At 61.4% G+C, this 22,234-nt stretch carries 19 protein-coding genes; 7 read left to right on the top strand and 12 right to left on the bottom strand.

The genetic code is table 11. From position 1 onward, the window contains the following. Positions 1 to 184: 184 nt before the first annotated feature. On the bottom strand, positions 185 to 595 hold the full coding sequence (locus JKL45_RS12480; protein ID WP_201861452.1) for a hypothetical protein: 411 nt from the start codon (positions 593 to 595) through the stop codon (positions 185 to 187). A gap of 429 nt (positions 596 to 1,024) precedes the next feature. Between JKL45_RS12480 and JKL45_RS12475 the strand changes: the two genes are divergently transcribed. Continuing rightward, on the top strand, positions 1,025 to 3,742 hold the full coding sequence (locus JKL45_RS12475; protein WP_201861451.1) for a cadherin domain-containing protein: 2,718 nt from the start codon (positions 1,025 to 1,027) through the stop codon (positions 3,740 to 3,742). Between the two features lie 313 nt (positions 3,743 to 4,055). Here JKL45_RS12475 and JKL45_RS12470 read toward each other — a convergent pair whose 3' ends face one another. From JKL45_RS12470 to ggt, 8 genes are all read right to left on the bottom strand, one after another. Further along, positions 4,056 to 4,265 (bottom strand): hypothetical protein, encoded by a 210-nt coding sequence (locus JKL45_RS12470; RefSeq protein ID WP_201861450.1) that lies wholly within the window; start codon positions 4,263 to 4,265, stop codon positions 4,056 to 4,058. A 4-nt stretch (positions 4,266 to 4,269) separates the two neighbouring features. Further along, a complete protein-coding gene (locus JKL45_RS12465) occupies positions 4,270 to 4,434 on the bottom strand; it encodes a hypothetical protein (RefSeq protein WP_201861449.1) in 165 nt (54 codons plus the stop codon). 96 nt (positions 4,435 to 4,530) lie between these two features. Beyond that, positions 4,531 to 5,868 carry a TRAP transporter large permease gene (locus JKL45_RS12460; protein WP_201861448.1) on the bottom strand — a complete coding sequence of 446 codons (1,338 nt, stop codon included), beginning with the start codon at positions 5,866 to 5,868 and terminating at the stop codon, positions 4,531 to 4,533. Continuing rightward, a complete protein-coding gene (locus JKL45_RS12455) occupies positions 5,868 to 6,452 on the bottom strand; it encodes a TRAP transporter small permease subunit (protein WP_201861447.1) in 585 nt (194 codons plus the stop codon). Before JKL45_RS12455 ends, JKL45_RS12460 begins: the two co-directional genes overlap by 1 nt. Before the next feature lie 239 nt (positions 6,453 to 6,691). Next, the gene (locus JKL45_RS12450; RefSeq protein WP_201861446.1) at positions 6,692 to 7,828 is read right to left on the bottom strand and encodes a TRAP transporter substrate-binding protein; all 1,137 of its coding nucleotides are present in this window, start codon (positions 7,826 to 7,828) and stop codon (positions 6,692 to 6,694) included. Between the two features lie 303 nt (positions 7,829 to 8,131). Further along, the gene (locus tag JKL45_RS12445) at positions 8,132 to 9,322 is read right to left on the bottom strand and encodes an O-succinylhomoserine sulfhydrylase (RefSeq protein ID WP_201861445.1); all 1,191 of its coding nucleotides are present in this window, start codon (positions 9,320 to 9,322) and stop codon (positions 8,132 to 8,134) included. A 61-nt stretch (positions 9,323 to 9,383) separates the two neighbouring features. Next, positions 9,384 to 10,301 carry a dTDP-4-dehydrorhamnose reductase gene (rfbD, locus tag JKL45_RS12440; RefSeq protein ID WP_201861444.1) on the bottom strand — a complete coding sequence of 306 codons (918 nt, stop codon included), beginning with the start codon at positions 10,299 to 10,301 and terminating at the stop codon, positions 9,384 to 9,386. Positions 10,302 to 10,360: 59 nt separating this feature from the next. Beyond that, complete coding sequence (gene ggt, locus JKL45_RS12435; RefSeq protein WP_201861443.1) at positions 10,361 to 12,115, bottom strand: gamma-glutamyltransferase; 1,755 nt, start codon at positions 12,113 to 12,115, stop codon at positions 10,361 to 10,363. Positions 12,116 to 12,303: 188 nt separating this feature from the next. Here ggt and JKL45_RS12430 point away from each other — a divergent pair, with 188 nt between their 5' ends. After that, positions 12,304 to 12,534: a hypothetical protein gene (locus tag JKL45_RS12430; RefSeq protein WP_201861442.1), complete on the top strand. Its 231-nt coding sequence runs from the start codon at positions 12,304 to 12,306 to the stop codon at positions 12,532 to 12,534. A gap of 157 nt (positions 12,535 to 12,691) precedes the next feature. Continuing rightward, positions 12,692 to 14,014: an MFS transporter gene (locus JKL45_RS12425; RefSeq protein WP_201861441.1), complete on the top strand. Its 1,323-nt coding sequence runs from the start codon at positions 12,692 to 12,694 to the stop codon at positions 14,012 to 14,014. On the opposite strand, the gene JKL45_RS12420 is transcribed toward JKL45_RS12425, so the two are convergent. After that, a complete protein-coding gene (locus JKL45_RS12420; protein WP_246498506.1) occupies positions 13,969 to 15,126 on the bottom strand; it encodes a transglycosylase SLT domain-containing protein in 1,158 nt (385 codons plus the stop codon). The two genes, JKL45_RS12425 and JKL45_RS12420, sit on opposite strands and share 46 nt — an antisense overlap. 363 nt (positions 15,127 to 15,489) lie before the next feature. Between JKL45_RS12420 and JKL45_RS12415 the strand changes: the two genes are divergently transcribed. Then, positions 15,490 to 16,341 (top strand): ABC transporter substrate-binding protein, encoded by an 852-nt coding sequence (locus JKL45_RS12415; RefSeq protein WP_201861440.1) that lies wholly within the window; start codon positions 15,490 to 15,492, stop codon positions 16,339 to 16,341. 12 nt (positions 16,342 to 16,353) lie between these two features. Here JKL45_RS12415 and cobU read toward each other — a convergent pair whose 3' ends face one another. Together cobU and JKL45_RS12405 are read right to left on the bottom strand one after the other, a co-directional pair. Then, positions 16,354 to 16,899, bottom strand: coding sequence for a bifunctional adenosylcobinamide kinase/adenosylcobinamide-phosphate guanylyltransferase (gene cobU, locus JKL45_RS12410; RefSeq protein WP_201861439.1), 546 nt, complete (start codon positions 16,897 to 16,899; stop codon positions 16,354 to 16,356). 6 nt (positions 16,900 to 16,905) lie between these two features. Continuing rightward, on the bottom strand, positions 16,906 to 18,297 hold the full coding sequence (locus JKL45_RS12405; RefSeq protein ID WP_201861438.1) for a PAS domain-containing HWE histidine kinase family protein: 1,392 nt from the start codon (positions 18,295 to 18,297) through the stop codon (positions 16,906 to 16,908). Positions 18,298 to 18,560: 263 nt separating this feature from the next. On the opposite strand from JKL45_RS12405, the gene JKL45_RS12400 reads away from it, so the two are divergent. From JKL45_RS12400 to pstS, 3 genes are all read left to right on the top strand, one after another. Further along, positions 18,561 to 19,622, top strand: a complete 1,062-nt coding sequence (locus tag JKL45_RS12400) for a lysylphosphatidylglycerol synthase domain-containing protein (RefSeq protein WP_201861437.1) — start codon at positions 18,561 to 18,563, stop codon at positions 19,620 to 19,622. A 57-nt stretch (positions 19,623 to 19,679) separates the two neighbouring features. After that, positions 19,680 to 20,978 carry an ATP-binding protein gene (locus JKL45_RS12395; protein WP_201861436.1) on the top strand — a complete coding sequence of 433 codons (1,299 nt, stop codon included), beginning with the start codon at positions 19,680 to 19,682 and terminating at the stop codon, positions 20,976 to 20,978. A gap of 176 nt (positions 20,979 to 21,154) precedes the next feature. After that, positions 21,155 to 22,198 carry a phosphate ABC transporter substrate-binding protein PstS gene (pstS, locus tag JKL45_RS12390; RefSeq protein ID WP_201861435.1) on the top strand — a complete coding sequence of 348 codons (1,044 nt, stop codon included), beginning with the start codon at positions 21,155 to 21,157 and terminating at the stop codon, positions 22,196 to 22,198. The last annotated feature ends 36 nt before the right edge of the window (positions 22,199 to 22,234 follow it).

Here is a 22,234-nt window from a genome sequence, read left to right as displayed (position 1 = left end):
TCGAAACCCTCACAGGCCCTTCAACGAGGCTTGGTTTACGCGCTCTGCCAAGCCGCCTGATTGGCCAAAGTCGAGCTTAGGGAGCGCCAAAGGTTCTGAAGAAAAAGCCCCGCTCAAGCAGGGCTTTTTCTTTTTCGATCAGTCGGTGCCGAAACAGCGTGGCGCGCTAAGGCAAAGCCTCACTTCATTCGGCCGGGCTCAGATGAGCGGCTGGGCCGGGGGCAACATTGCGCTCCGGGCGGAAGACGAAGTAGGCGAACTGGATCATGGCAGCGAGCACAATCAGGGACGCGATGGCGGCGATCGGCTCGGCGGCATGATAGCCGAGGTGGATGGCGGAGACGGCGCTCGTGAGCACGACGGTGCCGAGCGACCACAGAACGACCTGGATCATCGCCAGCCGGCTGGCGTCGAGGGCCGGGCGGCGCTCGTAGTAGATGCCGAACAGGAACAGGGAGACCCACCCCAGCAGGTTGAGGTGAGCATGGGCCGGCATCAAGGCGTGGTCCTGGGTCATTGCCATTCCAATGCCCATGGCCATGCCGGCGATGACGAACAGAACGGCAAGTCTAAAGCTGAGTGAAGAAGCGTGCATGATTGAAGGTCCCCGGAAAGTAATCCCTGGCTGATTTGCCTTTTTTGATTACAGCCGAGGTCATCATGGATGATGTGCGTAAAATCACAATACTTTTGACTAAAGTCGTTCGAACGAAATAACATAAGTATTGGTAACGCAGAGCTCGATGCTTGCCTTACACAATGCTCAATGACTATCTAGTTGTAATATTAAGTTGGTGAGTTGTTTCTGGATGTTGCTTCAAGCGGATATAACAGGTTTTTTTAATAAGATTCAGTTAAGTCATATGATGGAACAGGAGATCGCTCTTTGGTTGGACTTGTTCAAAGTATGTAATTCTGGGTAAATCATCTAAGCAACAAACCTCGACTGCTTCTAGAATATATCTTTTTCGCTGATAGAGCGTGTCGAAGATAAGACGGACGTTTTTAGGAAAAAGGGGGCACTATGGCCGTATTCAATATCTTGACAGCGCTCGGACTCGTTCCGGCAGATATCTTTCCCTTAATAGAAGTCGTGGAGGGGGCGGCAACCGCGACGGACAAGTCCTACACCTTTACCCTCAACGGAAAGCAGCGCACGATCTTGGTCACGGGAACGGATGGCGGTTCCGGTGCGATCACAACGATTCATACTGTTCGCCTGCACGACGCTGACGGCATAACTGTGCTTGCCGAGTTCACGGATGTCGACGATGTAACTCTGGCTGATTTCGAGGAGACTTGGCTCGGCGGCATGGCAGCCCCAAGAGATATGTTCACTCTGCTTCTCGGCGACGGCTCCGCATTGAACGGAGGTGGCGGCAATGACCTCTTGGAGGGCGGTTGGGGTAACGACAGCCTCAATGGTGGCGCCGGTTGGGATACGCTCTATGGCGGCGACGGCGACGACATTCTCATCGGTGGCGTGGGGGCAGGTGCGGACGAGGATTACTTTTCAGGCAGCACCGGCGACGACACCATCTATGGCGGCGAGGTGGCGGAGGACGACAATCCGGATACCAACTGGAACGACCTGAGCTACAATAATGGGCTTTCCTCAAGCATCGAGGTTACGTTCTCATCGGGTGACCGGTATGGCTCCGGCACCGTGATCAAGAGGGGTGACAACGGAGCTATCATCGGCACCGACCAGTTCTTCAACATTCACGCTGTGCGCGGCACTTTCGGAGACGATATTTTCATCGGTGGGGACAGTCCTGTTGCGCAGCGTTTCATCGGTCTTGCTGGTGCGGACGTCTTCAATGGCACCGATGGTGTTAACGAAATCGACTACCGAGCCGATTACCGATCCGCTCCGGATGAGTTGAAGGGAGGAATGTTTATCGACCTGCGTGGCGGAGACACGGTGACAGTGACCGATCTCTTCGGTGACGAGGACACTCTTACCAAGATCGAAAACATCCGCGGTACGGAAGCAAGGGACGAAATCTACGGCAACAGCCTCAATAACCGCCTGCGCGGTGATGCGGGCGACGATCACCTGGAGGGTGGCGATGGTAACGACACCCTCAATGGCAGCGCCGGTTGGGACATGCTCGACGGAGGTGACGGCAACGACGTCCTCATCGGTGGCGTCGGGGCAAGTACGGACGAAGATAATTTTGTCGGCAGCCTCGGCAATGACACGATCTATGGCGGCGAGGAGGCGGATGATGACAACCCGAACACCGCCTGGAATGATCTCGGCTACGGTGGCGCGAACATCGCCAGTATCGAGGTCACGTTCACCTCTGATCCACGCTATGGAACCGGAACGGTCGTGAAGAAAAACGGTAGCGGAAGTACCATCGGCACCGATCATTTCTTCAATATTCACGCCGTGCGAGGCACGGCCGGCGCTGATAAGTTCACGGGTGGCGATAGCGCGGTGTCTCAGCGCTTCATCGGTTTCGCCGGTGCAGATATCTTCGACGGCACCAAGGGTATCAACGAGGTAGATTACCGGGCTGAGTACCGGGCGGTTCCCGCCAACCTGAAGAAGGGCATGACCGTCGATCTGCGCGGCGGGGACACCGTGAAGGTAACCGATATTTTTGGGGCTCAAGACACCCTGACCAAGATCGAGCGCATCCGTGGCACAGAGGCGAACGACAGTATCTATGGCAACGGTCTCAACAACCGTCTGCGCGGCGACAATGGCAACGACCTTCTGGCAGGCGGGGCCGGCGACGACCAGATCGAGGGTGGCGCCGGCATCGACACTGCGGTCTATAGCGGCGCTCGATCCAACTATCACGTTACGAACAATGGGACGACTCTGACCATCAAGGATCAGAGAACCGGTGGAGAGGGAACGGACACTGTCATCGATGCCGAAGTCTTCAACTTCGGCGGCACGGTCCTGAACCTTGCCGAGGTGATCAATCACGGCTCGGCCATTAGTCTGGCTGGCGGTATGGTGGTCGAGAACAGCGCTATCGGTGCCGATGTCGGCACCCTGTCGGTTGCCAATCCGGATGCGCTGAGCACGCACACCTACACCCTCATCAACGATGCGGGCGGTCGCTTCCAACTCGCGAGCGACAACAAGACGATCGAGGTGAAGAATGGGCTTCTGCTCGATTATGAGCAGACGATGACCCACACGGTCGTGGTGCGCGCGACCGATCAGTTCGGGAAGAGCGTCGATCAAACCCTGACCATCGTCCTCCAGGACGTCGCGAAGGAGACCACGACCGGCACCAGCGGAGGCGATACGGTCTCGGGCGGGTCCAGCACCGATAATCTCTCCGGCGGCGCTGGCAACGACAGCCTCAACGGCGGCGGCGGCAAGGACAAGATCAATGGCGGCACCGGCAACGACAGGATCATCGGCGGCTCTGGTCAGGATTCGCTCACCGGCGGTTCCGGCAAGGATGTGTTCGCATTCGCCAACAAGGATACCGGCACGAGCAAGAAGACGGCCGATTACATCACCGACTTCTCCGGTAAGGGCGGAGACAAGATCGACTTGAAGCTGATCGATGCCGACACGAAGAAGAAGGGCGATCAGGCCTTTTCCTTCATCGGCACCAAAGAGTTCACCAAGGCCGGTCAGGTGCGTTACGAGAAGGCCGGCAAGGACACCTATATCTACCTCAACACCGACAGCGACAAGACGGCAGAAGGCGTGATCAAGCTGAAGGGCGCGATGGACATGCAGAAGGGTTGGTTCGTGCTGTAACAGGCATAGATCCCGACTGCCTGACTAAGACGGAGCACGTAACGGGGAGCATTGGCTCCCCGTAATGCTTTAGGAATGGCCCACGTTGCTCCTGCGAGAGCATAACAGACCCATCCTGCGGCTCCTCATTGAGCCTGCATCTCCTACCTATAAAACGCAAAAACGGCCCGCATCTGCGGGCCGTCAGTAAAGCCTCTGCGGCTCAGCTGCGCTGGGTTACGCGTTCCTTGCGAGAGCTTGAAGCCTTCTGCTTGTGCTTGCTGGCCTTCTTCCAGGATGGTCGCATACGGGCTTTGCGGGCCATGGCATTCTCCTATGGTCGGGTGCTCTTCTTGGCTTGAGTCGCATCGGCACCGGTCTTTTCGCTACCTTCCCGCTGATCGTTTCCGGTCAGGCTTCGGTTGCCGGCGGAGCGATCATCTTGCTCGGCATTGCCCCGGCCGCCCAGGCCGGGGTGCACGATGCTGGAGTTCACGCTTTGCTCGGCCAAGCCCTCGGGGCGATCAGTGCCTTTGCCGGGCATGATCTCAGCCGCCGCTCTGGATGTCGCCGCGGTGTGCGCCGGAATCCGTGCCCTGCTGATCCTTGAGGGCATGCTCGCAACGGTCCACATGGCTTGCGGCGCGCTGCTGCATTTCCTGCGCGTTGTGGCAGGGGTCGCTCACATCCTGCTGGCAGAACTGGCACTTCATGATGGCCTCCTATCGGCATGAACAGGAGGCCAACGTGAGGGCGCTTTCAGGGTTCCGGGCCTGTTTAGAAACTTTCCATTCAGCGGACACTGAACCTCAGCCGTAGAGATAGCGCGGCAGCCACAGGCCGAGCTCGGGGAAGATATAGAACATCGCCATGGCGACGATGACCAGGAACAGGAACGGCATGACGCCGGCGAAGATGTCGTTGATGCTCACATGCGGCGGCGCGATGCCCTTCAGGTAGAAGGGTGCCATGGCCACCGGCGGCGAGAGGAACGACGTCTGGATGTTGAGGGCGATCAGAATGCCGAAGAAGATCGGATCGATGCCGAAATTGTCGAGAAGCGGCAGGAAGATCGGCACGAAGATCACGACGATCTCGGTCCATTCCAGCGGCCATCCGAGCACGAAGATGATCACCTGCGTGAGGATCAGGAACCAGAACGGGGAGAGGTTCAGATGCGTGACGAAGTTCTCGATGGGCTGATGCCCGCCGAGGAAGGCGAAGATCGATGAGAAGATGAAGGAGCCCACGAAGAGCCAGCAGACCATGGCCGAGGTGCGGGCCGTAAGGATAACCGATTCCTTGAGCTTGCCGAACGACAGCGAGCGGTAGGCGGCTGCGAGCAGCAGGCTCCCGAGGGCGCCGACAGCCGCCGCTTCCGTCGGTGTCGCGATGCCGAAGAAGATCGCGCCGAGCACTGACAGGATGAGCAGCGCGAGCGGGAAGAACGACGTTGCCAGCGACCACATGACTTTCGCAAGCGGCACCCTGCGCTCTTCAATAGGGAGCTTGGGCGCGAGGCTCGGATTGATCATGCAGCGGATCAGCACATAGAGTATGTACAATCCGGCGAGCATGAGGCCCGGGAAAAGAGCGCCCGCATAGAGCTTCGGCACCGATACGCCGGCGGTGGCGCCATAGAGGATCAGCATCACGCTGGGCGGAATCAGAATGCCGAGACATCCGCCAGCGCAGACCACGCCCGAGGCAAGTCGTACGTCATATCCGGCTCGCAGCATGGCTGGAAAGGCGAGAAGACCCATCAGCGTGACGACCGCACCCACGATGCCGGTCGCTGTGGCGAACAGGGCGCAGGTGACCAATGTCGCGATGGCAAGCGATCCGGGAAGGCCCCCGACCGCGATCTGAATCGAATGGAACAGCCGGTCAAGAATGTTCGCTCGTTCGATGATGTAGCCCATGAACACGAAGAGCGGGATGGCCACGAGCGTGTCGTTCGTCATCACCGAATAGGCCCGCTGCACCACGAGCGCGAACACGATGTCGCCCATGGCGAAGTAGCCGAAGCCGAAACCGAGCGCCATCAGTGTGAATGCGATGGGAAACCCGAACATGATGAAAACCACGAACAGGCCGAGCATCAGCACGCCCAGTTCGGGGTTTCCCAACCCCCACGATGCCAGCATCAGATATTCCCTTTTGTGAGGCCTTGTTGCTCGGCCTGTTCGAGAATGAGCTTCTCGGTTTCTTCGACGTCATGCAGGCGCTGCGGCCACTCGCCGTCACGCAGGCATTGAATGCAGCGGATAACCTCGACGATGCCCTGGAAGGCCATGAGAATACCCGCGAGAGGGATCAGCGCCTTGAACGGATAGATCGGCGGCCCGTTCGGCGAGTTCATGGAATGCTCGTTCATCATCCACGACATCTGGGAGAACGGAATGCCGGCATAGACGAGGGCGAGGATGCCAGGGAAGAAGAACAGGAAGTAAAGCACGAGATCCATGGTCGCCTGTCGGCGCGGAGACCAGTTGCGGTAGAGGAAGTCGCCTCTCACGTGGTTGTTGCGCGCAAGCGTATAGGGACCTGCGATCATGAAGAGCAGGCCATAGAGCATGTAGCTCGCGTCAAAGGCCCATTCGGTCGGGGCTCGCAGCACGTAGCGCGCGAACACCTCGTAGCAGACCGCGAAGGTGAGGGCGAGGATTGCCCAGGCGACGGCCTTGCCGATGAACGTGTTGATGCGGTCGATGAAATAGACGAAGCGCATGGGCGAGGCCCTTCCAGAAGCCTGCGGGACATCAGCGCATCGTGCGGACCCGAAGAGCCACATCAGTGAAAAGTGGGTCCGGTTTTCCGCTTTGAACGATGCGCAAGCTATGGATTGAGCATCGGATCAATCCAAAAGTGCAAATTCACTTTTGGGCCCGAGGCTCTACGAGGGCGGCATCGTGCGTGCCGCCCTCATCAGAAGACAGTGTCTCAGGTGGTGGACGTACCGGCCATTCCTCAGGTGGTCTTGAAGAAGTGGTCGTAGGCCATGTCGCGTGAGGGCTCGTTCAGGCGCTCATAGGCATAAGTGCGCTGCACCCAGGCCTTTTGGCTGTCGATCACCTTTTTGAAGAACGCATCCTTCGAGAACTCCTCGATGACCTTGTTCCAGGCATCGAGCTGGGCTTTGAGCACCGAGTCAGGCGTCTTCTTCACCTGGACGCCGCGACCGCGAATGGCCTCCAGATCCTTCGAGTAGCGATCGAGGGCCTTCCAGGACATATCCGCCGAGGCCGATTCTGCCGCGTATTTGAGGACTGCCTTCAGCTCTGCCGGAAGCGCGTCGTACTTGGCCTTGTTGAAGATGAGCTCGAAGGTTTCACCGGACTGGTGATAGCTCTGGAGCATCAGGTTCTTCGACACGTCGGGGAAGCCGAGCACGAGGTCGGAAGACGGGTTGTTGAACTCGGCGCCGTCGATGACGCCGCGCTCCAGGGCCGGCACGATCTCGCCGCCGGCCAGAATGGTGACGGCTGCGCCGAGCTGGCGGTTGAGATCGGCGGCCAGTCCCACCGTGCGATACTTCAAGCCTTTGAAGGCATCGGCCGAAGTGACCTCGCTCTTGAACCAGCCGAGCGGCTGAGCCGGCATGGGCCCCGACACGAAGCCGACGATGTTGAGCTTGAGGATCTGCTGCTGCAGTTCGTTATAGAGATCGTAGCCGCCGCCATAGTTCATCCAGCCCAAGAAGGAATTGGCGTTCCAGCCGAAGGACGGGCCGGTGCCGAACAGGGCAAAGGCCTTGTTCTTGCCGTACCAGTAGGCCGCCACGCCATGACCGCCGTCGAGAATGCCGGCATGCACCGCGTCCTGCAGCTGGAAGGCGGGAACCACCGCGCCGGAGGCGAGAACGTCGATCTTCAGACGCCCACCGGACATATCGTTGATGCGCTTGGCGTAGTCGTTGCAGAACTCGTGGAAGATGTCGCGGTTCGGCCAGGTGGATTGGAATTTCCAGGTGGCGGTCTGAGCTCGGGATACTTGAGGTGCTGCGACCGTTGCGGCCGCTCCAAGGCCAGCGACTTGCAGGAACCGACGGCGAGACTGCTTGGATGAACTCGGAGTCTGAGACGCTGGTGTTTTGTCTTTTTTCACTGCTTCCTCCCTTCAACGTTATCATTGTGAAGGACCGCGTTTTCTTATGATGGAACGCGTTATTCCGCAGAGGATGGTGTGTCATTTCCCATTTGACTTCAAGAGGCGCAGGAGGAGACGCGATATAGACCTCTGGCTTAGATGAGTTTGACTTCAAAGGCCGATGTACTGGGGAATCTTCTTCTACGAAGACCTTGATAAGCCGCGCTCCTTCGATGGAGCGGCCTGGAACCGAACGTGCAACACTCATGTGAGCCGGATGCTTTGACGCGGCTCAAGACCTTCATCACGCGCTTGTGATGTTCAGGCTCGTTCAAGGGCGCGGGCGAGATCCTCGAGCAGGTCGTCCTTGTGCTCGAGCCCGACCGACAGGCGCACCAGACCATCCGTAATACCCATCTCGGCGCGCTGCTCGGGCGTGAAGCGCTGGTGGGTGGTGGTGGCCGGATGGGTGACGAGGCTTTTCGCGTCGCCCAGATTGTTGGAGATCCGGATCAGCTTCAAGGCGTTCAGGAGGCGGAAAGCGCCTTCCTTACCGCCTGTGACGTCGAGCGCAATCATGGTCGAGGCGCCGGTCATCTGGCGCCTGATCAGGTCCGCCTGCGGGTGATCCGGGCGGCCCGGGTAGGTGAGGCGCCGCAGCTTCGGATGGTCGTGGAGCGCATCCGCAAGAGAGCCGGCGGTGGCTGTCTGCCTTTCAACGCGCAGGGGAAGCGTCTCGAGACCTTTCAGAAGCACCCAGGCGTTGAAGGGCGAGATCGACGGGCCCGTCATACGCAGGAATTGCTGCACCTTGTTCTCGATGAATTCGGTGGAGCCAAGGATCACGCCGCCCAGACATCGGCCTTGACCGTCGATGTGCTTGGTCGCCGAATACACGACGCAATCGGCACCCAGCGCGAGCGGCTTCTGGAAAAGCGGTGTTGCGAACACATTGTCCACGGTGAGCGTCGCGCCGGCCGCATGGGCGATCTCGGCAACGGCCGCGATGTCGATGATCTCCAGGCTCGGATTGGTCGGCGTCTCCAGCAGGAAAGCCTTGGTCTCAGGCCTTACGGCGTCGCGCCACTGGCTTAAGTCTGCGCCGTCGACCAGGGTGCAGCCGACACCGAACCGGGGCAGAAAGTCCTCCACCACCCAGCGGCAGGAGCCGAAGAGCGCGCGCGCCGCCACCACATGGTCGCCAGCCTGCACCTGCCCGACCATCGCGGCCGTGACCGCCGCCATGCCGCTTGCCGTCGCTCGGGCCGCTTCCGCGCCTTCGAGGCCGGCAATGCGCTGCTCGAATGCATCGATGGTCGGGTTCGAGTAGCGGCTGTAGCTGTAGCCGGGCTCCTCATTGAGGAAGCGCCGTTCGGCACTCTCGGCGCTCTCGTAGACGAACCCTTGCGTGAGGAACAGCGCCTCAGATGTCTCCCCAAAGGGCGTGCGCTGATTGCCCTCGTGAACGAGGCGGGTTTCAAGGCGGTAGTGGGACTCTTCAGGCGTGGTCATGCAGCGATCCTACGGTTGTTCTTTATAAAGAACAACCGTCTCTTCCTGCGGAAAGTTCAACTCAGCCCGCATGGTCCCGAAGAAATTCCTTCCGGGTCTCCTCAATGAGGCGCTTCACGCAAGGCTCGAGCGACGAGCGCCAGTGGGGGAGCACCACCCCATGCGTTTCCTTGAGCTTGGTGCAGTCGAGCCGGGAGTTCATCGGCCGCTTGGCCGGAGTAGGGTAGTCTGAGGTGGCGATTGGCCGGACCTTCGCTGAAGGCCCTTCGAGATGCGCCGACAGGGTGAAGATTTCCGTGGCGAATTCCGCCCAGCTGGCAAAGCCCGCGCCGGCCATGTGGAACAGGCCGCGAAGGCTCCTGTCCTCGGGCCTCTCCAGGAGGTTGCGGCTGACCGCAATAATGCCGTCGGCGATGTCCAGGGCGCTGGTCGGCGAGCCGTGCTGGTCGGCCACCACACCGACCTCGTCGCGGTCACCGGCAAGGCGCAGCATCGTCTTGACGAAGTTCTTGCCGAAAGGGCTGTAGACCCAGGCGGTGCGCAGGATGGCGTAGTTCTCGGCCTCGGCCGCCACGGCCTCTTCGCCCAAGAGCTTCGAAGCGCCGTAGACGCCCAGAGGAGAAACCGGGTCGTCCTCGCGATAGGGATGATCGGCGGTGCCGTCGAAGACGTAGTCCGTGGAGATGTGAATCAGGGGCACGTTCATGGCGGCAGCGGCACCGGCCACGACTCCGGCGCCGATGCCATTGATGGCCTCGGCGAGCTCCGGAGCGGATTCGGCCTGGTCGACGGCCGTATAGGCCGCTGCATTCACGATAACGTCGCCGCCGGTCTCAATCAGGGCATCCTCGATGCCCGACGGATCGGCAAGGTCGAGCTTGGGACGACCCACGAGCACCGCCTGCGCCCCGTGAGCCCGCGCCCGCTCTGCCAGAGAGCGGGCGACCTGTCCTTCCTTACCGATAACGATGATACGCATGAAACTCGAACCCTCTTCGATGTGGAAGCAGCGTGATGACACACGCTGCCAAGCACATGTCAGTTGCCGATGGCAACACCTTCGCGGCGACTGTCCGCACCGCCGACGAGCCCTGCCGGGGTGACAACGATGGCATGGATGCCGGAGTTCTGGTCGATCAGCTTGACCTCGTGGCCCTTGGCTTCGAGCGCCGCCTTCCATGCTTCCGCCTCCGTGCCGGCCTCAAGCTCCGTCGGCCCGTTGCGGCTGCCCATGTTGGGCAGATCGGCGGCAACCTGGGGATCGAGCTTCAAGTCCAGAATGCCGACCAGCGTCTTGGCCACGTAATTGGGAATGAGGCTTCCGCCCGGCGAGCCCACCACCGCATAGAGTTTACCGCTTCCGTCGAGCACCATAGTGGGCGCCATGGACGAGCGCGGGCGCTTGCCGGCCTCGACGCGATTGGCAATCGGCTTACCCTCCTCCGTCGTGGCAAACGAGAAGTCCGTCAGCTCGTTGTTGAGCAGGAACCCGCTCTTCGTCATGATCCGCGCCCCGAACCCATCCTCGATGGTGGTGGTCATGGACACGGCATTGCCGTTGCGGTCGATGATGGAGATGTGGCTCGTGCCGTATTCTATGGCGTCCGACGGCCCCCAGAGGAAGGTCTTCTGGAACGGCGGATCGCCGGGCTTGGCCTTGCCCATCGACTTGTTCGGGTCGACGAGGGCGGCGCGGCTCTTGATGTATCCGGGATCGGTCAGGCCCTTGACGGGAACGTTCACGAAGGCCGGATCGGCCAGGAAGAGAGCACGATCCGCATAGGCCAGGCGACCTGCCTCGGCGAGCCAGTGTGCCGCGTCAGGTCCGGGCTTCACGGCGGCCATGTCCTGAGTTTCCAGAACGCCCATCATCTGCTGCACGGCGACTTGGCCGGAGCTCGGCGGGCCCATGCCGCAGATCCTGTAGACGCGATAGCTGCCGCACAGGGCTTCGCGCTCCTGCACTTTGTAGCCCTTGAGGTCCTCAAGGGTCATGTCGCCGGGATTTGTGGGATGCCCCGTCACGGTCGCCACGATGTCCTGAGCAATCTCACCCGTGTAGAAGGCCTCCGCACCCTTCTCGGCAACAGTGCGGAGCGTCTTGGCGAAGGCCGGGTTCTTCAGGACGGTTCCAACAGCCTTGGGCTTGCCGTCAGCCTCATAGAAATAGGCGCGCGCCACCGGATCGCCCTGGAGGTATTTCTCCTGGGTCAGCAAGCCGTTGAGACGCGGCGAGATGGCAAAGCCTTCCTCGGCCAGCCGTGCTGCCGGCTCGATGACCTGCTGCCAGCTCAGCTTGCCCCAGTTCTTGTGCGCCATCTCAAGCAGGCGCAGCGTTCCCGGCACGCCCACGGAGCGGCCGCCCACCACGGCATCGTAAAACTTCATCGGCTTGCCGTCTGGGCCTAGAAAGCGCTCGGGCTTGGCGGCGGCAGGCGCCGTTTCACGACCGTCGAGGGTCGCCATGGTCCGGCCGTCCCAGAACACCATGAAGGCGCCGCCGCCGATGCCGGAGCTCTGAGGCTCGACAAGATTGAGAACCAGCTGAACCGCAATGGCAGCATCGACGGCGCTGCCGCCTGCTGCCAAAATCTCACGGCCAGCTTGTGCTGCCAGAGGATTGGCGGCCGCAACCATGTCCTTCGTTGCGCTGCCGACAGACTTGACTGCGCGACCCGTGGGAGCTTCCGGGGAAGGAGCGACCGCCTGAGCCAATGCCAGAGGTGCACAGGGCAGGCTGGCCAGGAGGCTGAGACCTATAAGACTTCGGCGAAGGGTGCTTTGAGTGGTCATGCGGCGCTCCCTGATTGTTACGCTCATCCCATGAGGATGGGTGAGCCTAACAAAGGATCATCCCTTTGCGCCACTTCCATTCGTCCCCGAAAAAGAAGAAATTCTGCTGATGCTGCGCTGCAATATCACACTCCTGTCACTGTTGTCCGGCAAGGTGTGATTCGTCGTGATAGGAAAAGGAGCAGGACATGTACGCATATAATCTGTTCCAAAGTACGAAACTGGATGGCCTTGTCTGTGCCGTCCCGGAGGAGCGCACCGTTCCTCCCTTCGTCGTGGAGCCGAACTGGCGGTTCGGCGGGCGGGTTCAGAGTCAGGACGCTCCCTTGGGTTTCGACCGGAAAGCCGCCATGGAAGGCGTGCGTTTCAACGGTTTCTATCTTTTTGCCACCTTTCAGAAAGATCGCTCGAGCCAATAGGCTCCCGAGTGCAACCATGATCATGTCCGGCTTGGCGGCCGGGCATGCCGACTGATCGAAAGCCTTATCGAAACCGGATCGACTCTTGATCTTGGGCGGCACCTGCTCTCTATCTTGCTGACCCTCGCGCCTGCCGCCCCGCATTGTCGATTCGATTGTGAACTCCTCCCTTGCTCTGATCTGGACCATTACGGCCGCCACGACCCTGCTCCAGGCGGGGAACGGTCTCCTGCAGGCTCTGATGCCGCTGCGCATGCAGGCGGACGGCATCTCCGTCGCGTCCATCGGCGTGGTGGCTGCCGCTTACGGAGTGGGCTTTTCGACAGGCTGCTTCCTTGCGCCGAGCTTCATCCGCCATGTCGGCTACATCAGGGCCTTTGCCAGCCTGGCCGCCATCGTGTCCGTGCTGATCCTGGCCATGACGCAGGCTCATTCGACCCTGGCCTGGATCCTGCTGCGTGGACTGACGGGCGTGACGCTCGCCTGCATCTTCACCGTCACTGACGGATGGATCAGTGCGCGAGCCACATCGAGTCATCGCGGGCGGATTCTCTCCATCTACATGATCTGCACCAAGGTTGCCTTGATGCTGTCTCCGCTCGGGATCAGTTTCGGCGACATCCGCACCGATGGGTTGTTCATGGCGGTGAGTGCGTTGATTTCGCTCTCGCTGCTTCCTATCGCGGCTACGACCACGAGTGAGCCGAACGCACCGCAGGGTGTGCGGATCGAGGTCAGGAAACTGTTTGCCACGGCGCCCTCCGCAGTTGTCGGCGCCTTCGTGGTCGGTCTGGTCAATGGTCCGGTGATTGCGATCACGCCGGTCTTCGGCGTCCGGGTTGGGCTGAGCCAGGATCAGGCGGCGGCGCTTCTGTTTGCCCTGCAGGCAGGAAGTCTCGCGATGCAATGGCCGCTCGGCTGGCTCTCCGATCGGGCCGACCGGCGCTACGTGATCGCAGGCTTGGCCTTGGGCACGAGCCTGGTCTCGCTCCTGATCCTCTGGGCCAGCGCACAGGGTGCCAGCCTGCTGATCCTGTGGTCGTTTGCGGCCTGGGGTGGATTGGCCCTGTGCATCTACTCGGTCTGCGTGGCCCATGCCTGCGATATCGTCGATCCCGGGCAGATCGTGTCCACCGTCGGCACCCTGCTGTTTTCCTGGGCGACCGGGGTGACCGTCGGACCCCTGATTGGGGCGCTGGCCATGGAAATCCTTGGACCTCAGGGGCTTTTCATCTATGCGGCCCTGGCTTCACTGGGCCTTGCCGCCTTCATCGTGATGCGGATCATCCGGGTGCAGCGCCCGCCCGTCAAAGGCGGCTTCGCCGATATCGCACCCTCAAGTTCCGCATCGGCGGGACTGGCGCCGCGGGCCGAGATCGTCACGGATGCTCAACCTCACGCCTCCAACGCGGAGGGAGAGGCTGAACTGCCCGATCAGAAGGGAAGGTCCCCTGCCACGCGGGTCGAGACGTCGCCGTAGCGGTTGAGGCGCTTGTCGATCATGTCGTCGATCTTGCCATAGACCTCTGCCACGCTGAGCTGGCGGGTCTTCTTGCCGTCCTTGGTGAAGAACAGCGACTTGTTGGACTTCGCCGCGGCCGGGAAGGCAGCGGGCGCGCTCTTCTTGGGGGTGTCATCCACGAGCGCGATGAACTTGCTGGCGCTGTCCACACCGAAGAAGTGGGACATGTAGAACTCCGACCGGTTGAGCTGCCGGCCGAGCCGCGCCTCGATCTTCGCCTTATCGCGCTTCATCATTTCCGCTGCCATGAGCGAGGAAATGTAGGGATTGCGGCGCAGGCTGAGGATGTGCTCGCGCATCGTCTCGTCGACCACCGTGAGCTTGCCGTCGACCCGTTCGATTGCCTGTGCTTCTGCGATCAGACCGTGCATGGGTCCGAAAGAGCGCACGACCTCCAACCAGGTGCTCGTGATGAACTGGAACAAGCCTACGGCGGAGGACGTGGACGCCTTGTTGCCGGGCAGGAAGCTCGATTCCTTGTCCGCCAGAGCCATCATGTAGACGGGGTCGGCGCCGGTCATCTTGGAGGCGCGCAGGATCGTGTCCACGATCCACACGGGAACGCGCATCTCCTCGAATTCCATGTAGTCGGTGAGCTCCCGCGACACGGGCTTGTCATCCTCGCTGCCTTCCGCTGCCGACGGATTGGTCAGGGGAATGGTCAGGATGATCTGCTTTTGAAGATGGGCCTGATTGGACTCAGCGGCCGGCACCGGAACGATGGCTTCGAGCGGATCTGACGGAGCCGCAGCGCTCACCGACGTGTTGAGCGACTGCATGTGCTGGGCCGGAACCCTGATGGCATTCTCACCGGCATCGAAAGCCGCTGGAAGAGCCAGCTTCTGCTCCGCCGCCGAGGCGGATTGTGGCATGGCAGCGGTGCCGATAGCAAACGTGATGCAGGCGCCGAGGCCGAGCATCTTGGTCAGGTTGAGCAGGGTCTGCCCCCCCTGGAGGGTAGGGCGCTTCTGAGCCGTGCGGCGGCCCTGGACGCCAATGCGCTTCCCGAAATCGAGGCAAATAGCCGTCTGCTGGCATGCGTCGCGAGACGCTGTCAGAGCAATCTGCATATGAAGAAGCCCCCTAGAAATGCGCCGCTTCACTGTCAAGACAGGTTTGCGGTTGTTCTTCGTTCAAGTGAGGTGAGTATGTGCGTGGTAGATATGTCCATAATGGGTCAGCTTGACGGTGATTTTGGACTTTGTTCCCATGTGCGACCTTTTGCAACTATCCGGACAAAGGGGATAATCTTCGCCAGAGCCTTGTTTCTCGAGGAATACTGGCGCGAAGACGTTATCAAATTAGGTAATTAACTAAGTGTGCGGGTCATTCCGCCGCAGTGAGGGAGTTGCTCAGCTTGTCATGGGACTGGGGAGCCTGCTTTGATCCTAAGACCTAGCCTTCAGGAAGTAGGCGCTCGCAGGTATCGCCGGATGTTCTCAAGACTTCGCCATCGTGGCTGTATCGGATGGATCCTGCTGATCGGCCTTTGGCAGATCTCTCCGGCCACAGCTCAGCCGAGGCCGCACCAGGTTGCCTCCCTCAATCTCTGCACGGACCAATTGCTGCTGGCGCTGGCTGATCGGAGCCAGATCGCATCCTTGAGCCGGCTCGCCCGGGATCAATCCGTCTCGTTCATGGCAGGGCAGGCCGCTGACGTGCCTCTGAATGAGGGTGGGGCGGAGGCGCTTCTGTTCAGCAAGCCCGATCTTGTGCTGACCGGCACCTATGGCCAGCAGGATCAGGTGGCGGTCCTCAAGCGGCAGGGCCTCGACGTCCTCCAGCTTGGCCCTTGGTCAGGCTTTGTCGAGGGGCGCGAGCAGATCCGCACCCTCGCCCGAAGGCTCGGCCATGCGGAGCGCGGCGAGGCCCTGATCGCCCGGATCGATGCAGCCCTGGATCGGGCCAGGGCTAGTGTCCCGAACGGGCGCAGCATCCTGGTTTACGAGCGAGGAGGGTGGGTGACAGCCGCCCACTCGCCTTTAGGCGAGGTGCTGACACAGATGGGCTTCACGCTGCACCAAGACGTTCTTGGCCGCAACAATGGAGGGGTCGTCCGTCTGGAGACGCTCGTCACCACCCCGCCGGATGTCATGCTGGTCGATACAGGATCCGGGCAGGCCATCGATAACGGCACGGCCCTGTTTGCCCATCCCGCACTGGCGGCTGCCGTGCCGCCCGAGCGCCGCATCGCCGTTCCAGGGCGTCTCATGATCTGCGGAGGTCCCTCGACGCCGGCCATGATCGAGGCCTTAACCGCTGAAGCGAAGTCGAAGCTGCCCTGAAAACGGCCGTGTTCAGGCCAGCCTCAGATCCAGGGCAGGAGCCGGCTTGATCAGGATCGGGCAGCCTGCGGCCACGAAGACCACCGCATCGCAGGCTTCCGCGATCCGCTGGTTCAGGCGCCCCTGCTCGTCGCGGAAGGAGCGCCCCAGAGGGGTCGACGGGACGATGCCTTGGCCCACTTCGTTCGACACCAGGATGAGAGGACCCTGGGCGTCCCGAACAGCGTGGAGAAGCCGGTCGGCCTGATGGGCCGGGTCACGTTCGGCGAGCACGATGTTGGAGAGCCAGAGGGTCAGGCAATCGACGAGCACGGCCTTGTCGGGACCGGTCTGAGCCTGGATGGCCTGCGGCAGCTCCAAGGGGGCATCCACCGTCTGCCAGGATTGGTCGCGCTCTAGGCGATGCAGAGCGATGCGTTCGCGCATCTCATCGTCGAAGGCCTGGGCCGTTGCGACGTAGATCCGCTGCAATGAGGCCTGCTCGGCAAGCTGCAGGGCGGTGCGGCTCTTGCCCGAGCGCGCTCCGCCCAGAACCAGGACGCGGCGATACGATGGCATGGCCGGTCAGGCGCTCAGCCGGCTGAGGGGAATGACCATGTGAACGCGCAGGCCCTCCGGCCGCCACTCGCGCTCGAGGGTACCTCCGAGCTGCCCGGCGATGCTTCGCTGGGACAGTTGCGTGCCGAAGCCTTCAAAGCTCGGGGGGGCCGGAATGGGCGGCCCGCCGCTTTCGGTCCAGAGGACGTCCACGTCTTCACCCCGGAGCGTCCAGTGGATGGCGAGCTCGCCTTCCGAGCAGGAGAGGCATCCATATTTGGCCGCATTGGTGGCAAGCTCATGCAGAACCAGGGCAAGGCTCGTCGTCGTGTTGGAGCCCACGGCAACGTTGGGGCCTTCGATGCTGATCCTGTTCTGGCCGGATTGCCTGTAGGGCTCGAGGACAGCCTCGATTAGGCGAGAGAGCTCCACATCGGTGCCGGCGCCCGGCTCCGAGATGGAGGCAGGCTGGACCAGCTCATGGGCCCGCGACAGGGCGCTCAGCCGCCCGCGCAGGGCCGTCGCCATGTCCTTGGGGTCCTTGGCCGTGCGGGCCGTCATCGAGACCATGCCGTTTGCGATGGCGAACAGGTTCTTCACGCGATGATTGAGTTCCCTGGTCAGAAGCTTCTGGGCTTCTTCAAGGGCTTGGCGCTCCGTGATGTCGCTGATCACGCCATACAGGCTGATGGCGCGGCGCGTGCCGCCGTCGGTGACGTGAAGGGCGCGTCCGTGAGAACGGAACCAGCGGAGGCTCCCGTCAGGAAGCTGCGCCCGGTAGCGATTGTCGTACTTGCCATCAGAATCCGGAGCCGATGCGGCGGCAATGCGCGCCTTCACATCCTCCCGGTCCTCGGGATGGATCATGTTCCAGGCTTCATCGAGCGAGAGGCTGTACAATCCGTTGTGAGGAATGCGGTAGAGGGCGCAGCTTTCCTCATCCCAGGTGATGCGGTGGCTATCGAGATCGATCTGCCAAGTTCCGAGATGGGCAGCCTCAAGAGCCAGGCGATATTGGCTCTCGAGCATCCGAACGGTTTCCTCGTTTTTCTTCTGCTCGTCGATATTGGTGCTCGTGCCGAACCACCGGGTAATGTTGCCGGTGAGGTCCTGAATCGGGATTGCACGGCTCAAGAACCATTGGTGCTCGCCTGCGGTGCTTCTGATCCGGTGTTCCCATTCATAGGCCTGCCCGGATTCGAGAGAGCGCTTCCAATGGTCCCTGACTTGGGCCAAGTCACTTGGATGGACGGATTCCTGCCATCCGTCGCCTAAGATCTGCTCGCCTGAACGGCCCGTATATTCACGCCAGCGGCGGTTGACATAATCGACAGATCCATCCGGCCGGGCCGACCAGACGAGTTGGGGCAGAGACTCCGCCAGAACGGCATATTGGGTTTCTGTATCCTTGAAATCCACGCAGAACTCCCGGGCCACCCTCGACGGCCAAAGTCACTCACAAACAGGCTTCGATCAGAGAAGCATTGTTGTAGGCCTTTTTCGAGGCTGACAACCCACATCCGCCCCAATGTGCATTTTCTCGGCACAAAGAGTAGCGCCAGTCCTGTGAAACCATTAAAAGGCGCCCTGCGTCTGGCGGTTCTCCCTGCCAGCGCCTAGATGCAGGACAGCCCGCGCACCTGATGCGACCTTTCCTACGCTGAGGCTGATTGACAGTTTTCATGAACGATATGAGCTCCCGCCCGGTGTCACCGCCGGAGATGTCATCTGCCGAAGCCCTTCAACCGAAGGAGCGCCGCTCCCGCCGGTTCGCCTGGATCGGGATGGCGGCGAGCATTCTCCTGTTCGGCGCTTCGCTGGTCGTTCTCTGGCATATCGTCTCCGATATCGACGTCAACGAGCTGAAATCCGCGTTCACGGCCGCCAGCCTGCGTCAGATCGGGCTGGCGGTCCTCCTCACCGCCATCAGCTATGGCCTGCTGACCTGCTACGACGCCATCGCCTTGCGCCAGCTCAAGCTGCAGATCCCTTACCGCACGACGGCGTTGGCCTCCTTCACGAGCTATGCGGTGAGTTTCACCCTAGGCTTCCCGCTGCTTACGGCCGGAACGGTTCGTTACTGGATCTATTCGCCCAAGGGCGTGAAACCGGGGCGGGTGGCGAGCCTCACCGTGATTGCCGGTGTCACCTTCTGGCTCGGCATGGCGCTCGTGCTCGCATGGTGCCTGATCAGCAAGGCCGACGAGCTGGCGAGTCTCGTCTACACCCATATCTGGATGAACCAGCTCGTCGGGTTGGGCGCCGCCGTCTTCGTTGCCGCCTACATGATCTGGGTCTCGCTCAAGCGCCGCTCGGTCAAGATCCAGGGTTGGAAGCTGGAGCTGCCGGGCTTTCGCCTGTCGCTGGCGCAGATCCTCATCGGCGCGGCCGATGTGTGCGCGGGCGCGGGCGTTCTCTTCGTGCTGCTTCCGGGGGGGCATGGTCTCAACTTCGAGACCTTCGTGGCAGTCTACATTTTCGCCGTGATGCTCGGAGTGGCAAGCCACGCACCGGGAGGCCTCGGGGTTTTTGAGGCCACCATCCTTCTGGCCCTCTCGAGCTATCCGCGTGAGCCGGTCCTGGGGGCGCTGCTTCTCTATCGCCTGTGCTATTACCTCATTCCTTTCGTGATAGCCCTTGCGCTCCTCGGAGGCTACGAGATCCGCAACCGCATCCGGGCCGCCAGGCTCTCGTTCAAGCCCGATGAGGATGAGATCGCCGAGGTGGAACTCGGCGGGAGATGACACCTCCCAGCGCCTGCCTTAAAGAAGGCATGCAATTCTTCCGAGACCTTCCGTTCCATGAGCGATCCCGACGATCCGACGCCGGAACCCAAGCCCCAGGGTGTCACGCTCCTGCGCGATGCAGCCCTGCGCGGCGCAGTCGTCGCGTGCTTCGTCATGGTGGTCGCGGCCCTGGTGCGGGGCAACGGAGATGCCTGGCTTCTGCTCTGGTCTGCCATAGCCATCGGGGCTGGATTTGTGATCGCTAGCCCCAAGCGCAGCCTCGGGGTCGGTGTCCGGCCGCAGCCGAGCAAGCCGCAGCGCTCCAGCATCGCCGAGGCGGTTCTGGCTCAGATCCCCGATCCGGTCATCCTGGTCGATCAGCGTGCCCTGGTGATCGAGGCCAACAAAGCCGCTTACGGTCTCCTGAGCGGATTGAAGACGGGCCACCCCTTATCCTTCGCGCTCCGCAGTCCCGATGTGCTCGACGGCATCCAGCGGGTTCTCGAGAAAGGCGAGCCCCTGAAGGTCGAGTATTCGGAGCGGGTTCCCACCGAGCGCACCTTCGAGGTTCATATCGGCCCACTCCAGGCCGATGCGCCCAGCACCGGAGTTCAGGCAGGCGTCGTCCTGTTCTTTCGCGATCTCACCTCGGCCCGCCGTCTCGAGGCCATGCGGGCCGACTTCGTGGCCAATGCGAGCCATGAGCTGCGCACCCCGCTGGCCTCGGTGCTCGGCTTCATCGAGACCCTGCAGGGCCCAGCCCGCGACGACGTGAGGGCCCGCGAGCGTTTCCTCGACATCATGAAGGGGCAGGCGCAGCGCATGAAGCGCCTGATCGACGACCTCCTGTCCCTGTCGCGCATCGAGATGCGGGCCCATCTCTCCCCGACCCAGAATGTCGATCTTGCCTCCATTGTGTCCCAGATGATCGAGACCCTGTCGCCCATGGCCCGGGAGAGGGGCGTCAACATCCAGGCCCAGCTGCCCGGGCAGCCTATTCTTGTGCGCGGCGACCGCGACGAGCTTCTGCGCGTGGCGGAGAACCTGATCGAGAATGCGGTCAAGTATGGCGAGAGCGGTGGCAGGGTGGACGTGGCGATCGAGAGCATCGGAGCCTCCCATGGCGAGCAGGGGCCCCATGTCACGTTCACGATCCAGGATTACGGGCCCGGCATTGCGCCCGAGCACCTGCCACGCCTGACCGAACGGTTCTACCGGGTCGACATGGCGCAGAGCCGCGACAAGGGCGGAACGGGCTTGGGCCTTGCCATCGTCAAGCACATCGTCAACCGTCACCGGGGCCATTTCGACATCATGAGCGAACCCGGCCAGGGCGCCCGGTTTATGGTGACGCTGCCCGAGGCCCGCGCCTGATCGGACACCTTTGCCGGGGTCAAATCGGGACGCTTCCAGGGATCCATTGGGGGTGTCATGTAATTGTCATCCAACTGTCGTAGAGGAGACATCCATCGGGCCTAGCTGTCCCATCGCGTGACGCGGCCTTAGCTTTTGAAGCTGCCTGTCACACTGTATGAACAGGAGATTGACCCTTGAAGATCATGTCCTACGCCATTGCGGCCGGCCTTGCCGTCGCGAGCTTTACGACAACGGCTTCTGCTGCTGACATCACCGGCGCAGGCGCGACGTTCCCGTTCCCGATCTATGCCAAGTGGGCCGAGGCCTACAACAAGGAGACCGGCAACCGGATGAACTACCAGTCGATCGGCTCCAGCGGCGGCATCCGACAGATCCGGGCCAAGACGGTCGATTTCGGCGCAACCGACGCTCCGCTCAAAGCCGAAGAGCTTCAGAAGGACGGCTTCATCCAGTTTCCGGCCGTGATGGGCGGTGTGGTGGCCGTCTATAACATTCAGGGGGTTTCCGCCGGCCAGCTGAAGCTGACGGGTGAAGTCCTAGCCGATATCTTCAACGGCAAGATCTCCAAGTGGAACGATGCCAAGATCGCCCAGGCGAACCAGGGCGTGACGCTCCCCAATGCTTCGATCACCCCGGTCTACCGCTCCGATGGATCGGGCACCACCAGCGTGTTCACCACCTACCTGTCTCAGGTTTCCGAAACCTGGAAGAGCAGCCCCGGCGCCGGCGCATCGGTGCAGTGGCCCGTAGGCCAGGGCGGCAAGGGCAATGAGGGCGTCGCGGCCCTCGTGAAGCAGGTGCCGAACTCCATCGGCTACGTCGAATACGCCTACGCCAAGCAGAACAGCATCCCGTTCGCCCAGCTCCAGAACAAGAATGGCAAGTTCGTATCGCCGGAGGCCAAGACCTTCCAGGCTGCCGCCGCCAATGCCGACTGGAAGTCGGCTCCCGGCTACGGCATCTCGCTGACGAACCAGGCGGGCGATGAGGCTTGGCCGATTACGGCTCCGACCTTCATCCTCGTTCCCAAGGCTCCGGAGAAGCCCGAGCAGGTGGCCGAGGCCCTGAAGTTCTTCGACTGGTCGTTCAAGAACGGCGACAAGATGGCTGTTGATCTCGACTACGTGCCGCTTCCCGCCCAGCTGAAGGATCAGGTGCGCGCGACGTGGAAGAGCGAGATCAAGAACGCCTCGGGCCAGCCTGTCTTCACGCAGTAATCCGACTTCGGTCAACCAAGCATAGCGGATCGGCGA

Source organism: Microvirga soli (assembly GCF_016734765.1).
In the GTDB taxonomy this organism is placed as follows: domain Bacteria; phylum Pseudomonadota; class Alphaproteobacteria; order Rhizobiales; family Beijerinckiaceae; genus Microvirga; species Microvirga soli.
The sequence above is the reverse complement of the archived record's forward strand: the minus strand, read 5'-3'. Positions and strand labels throughout refer to the sequence as shown.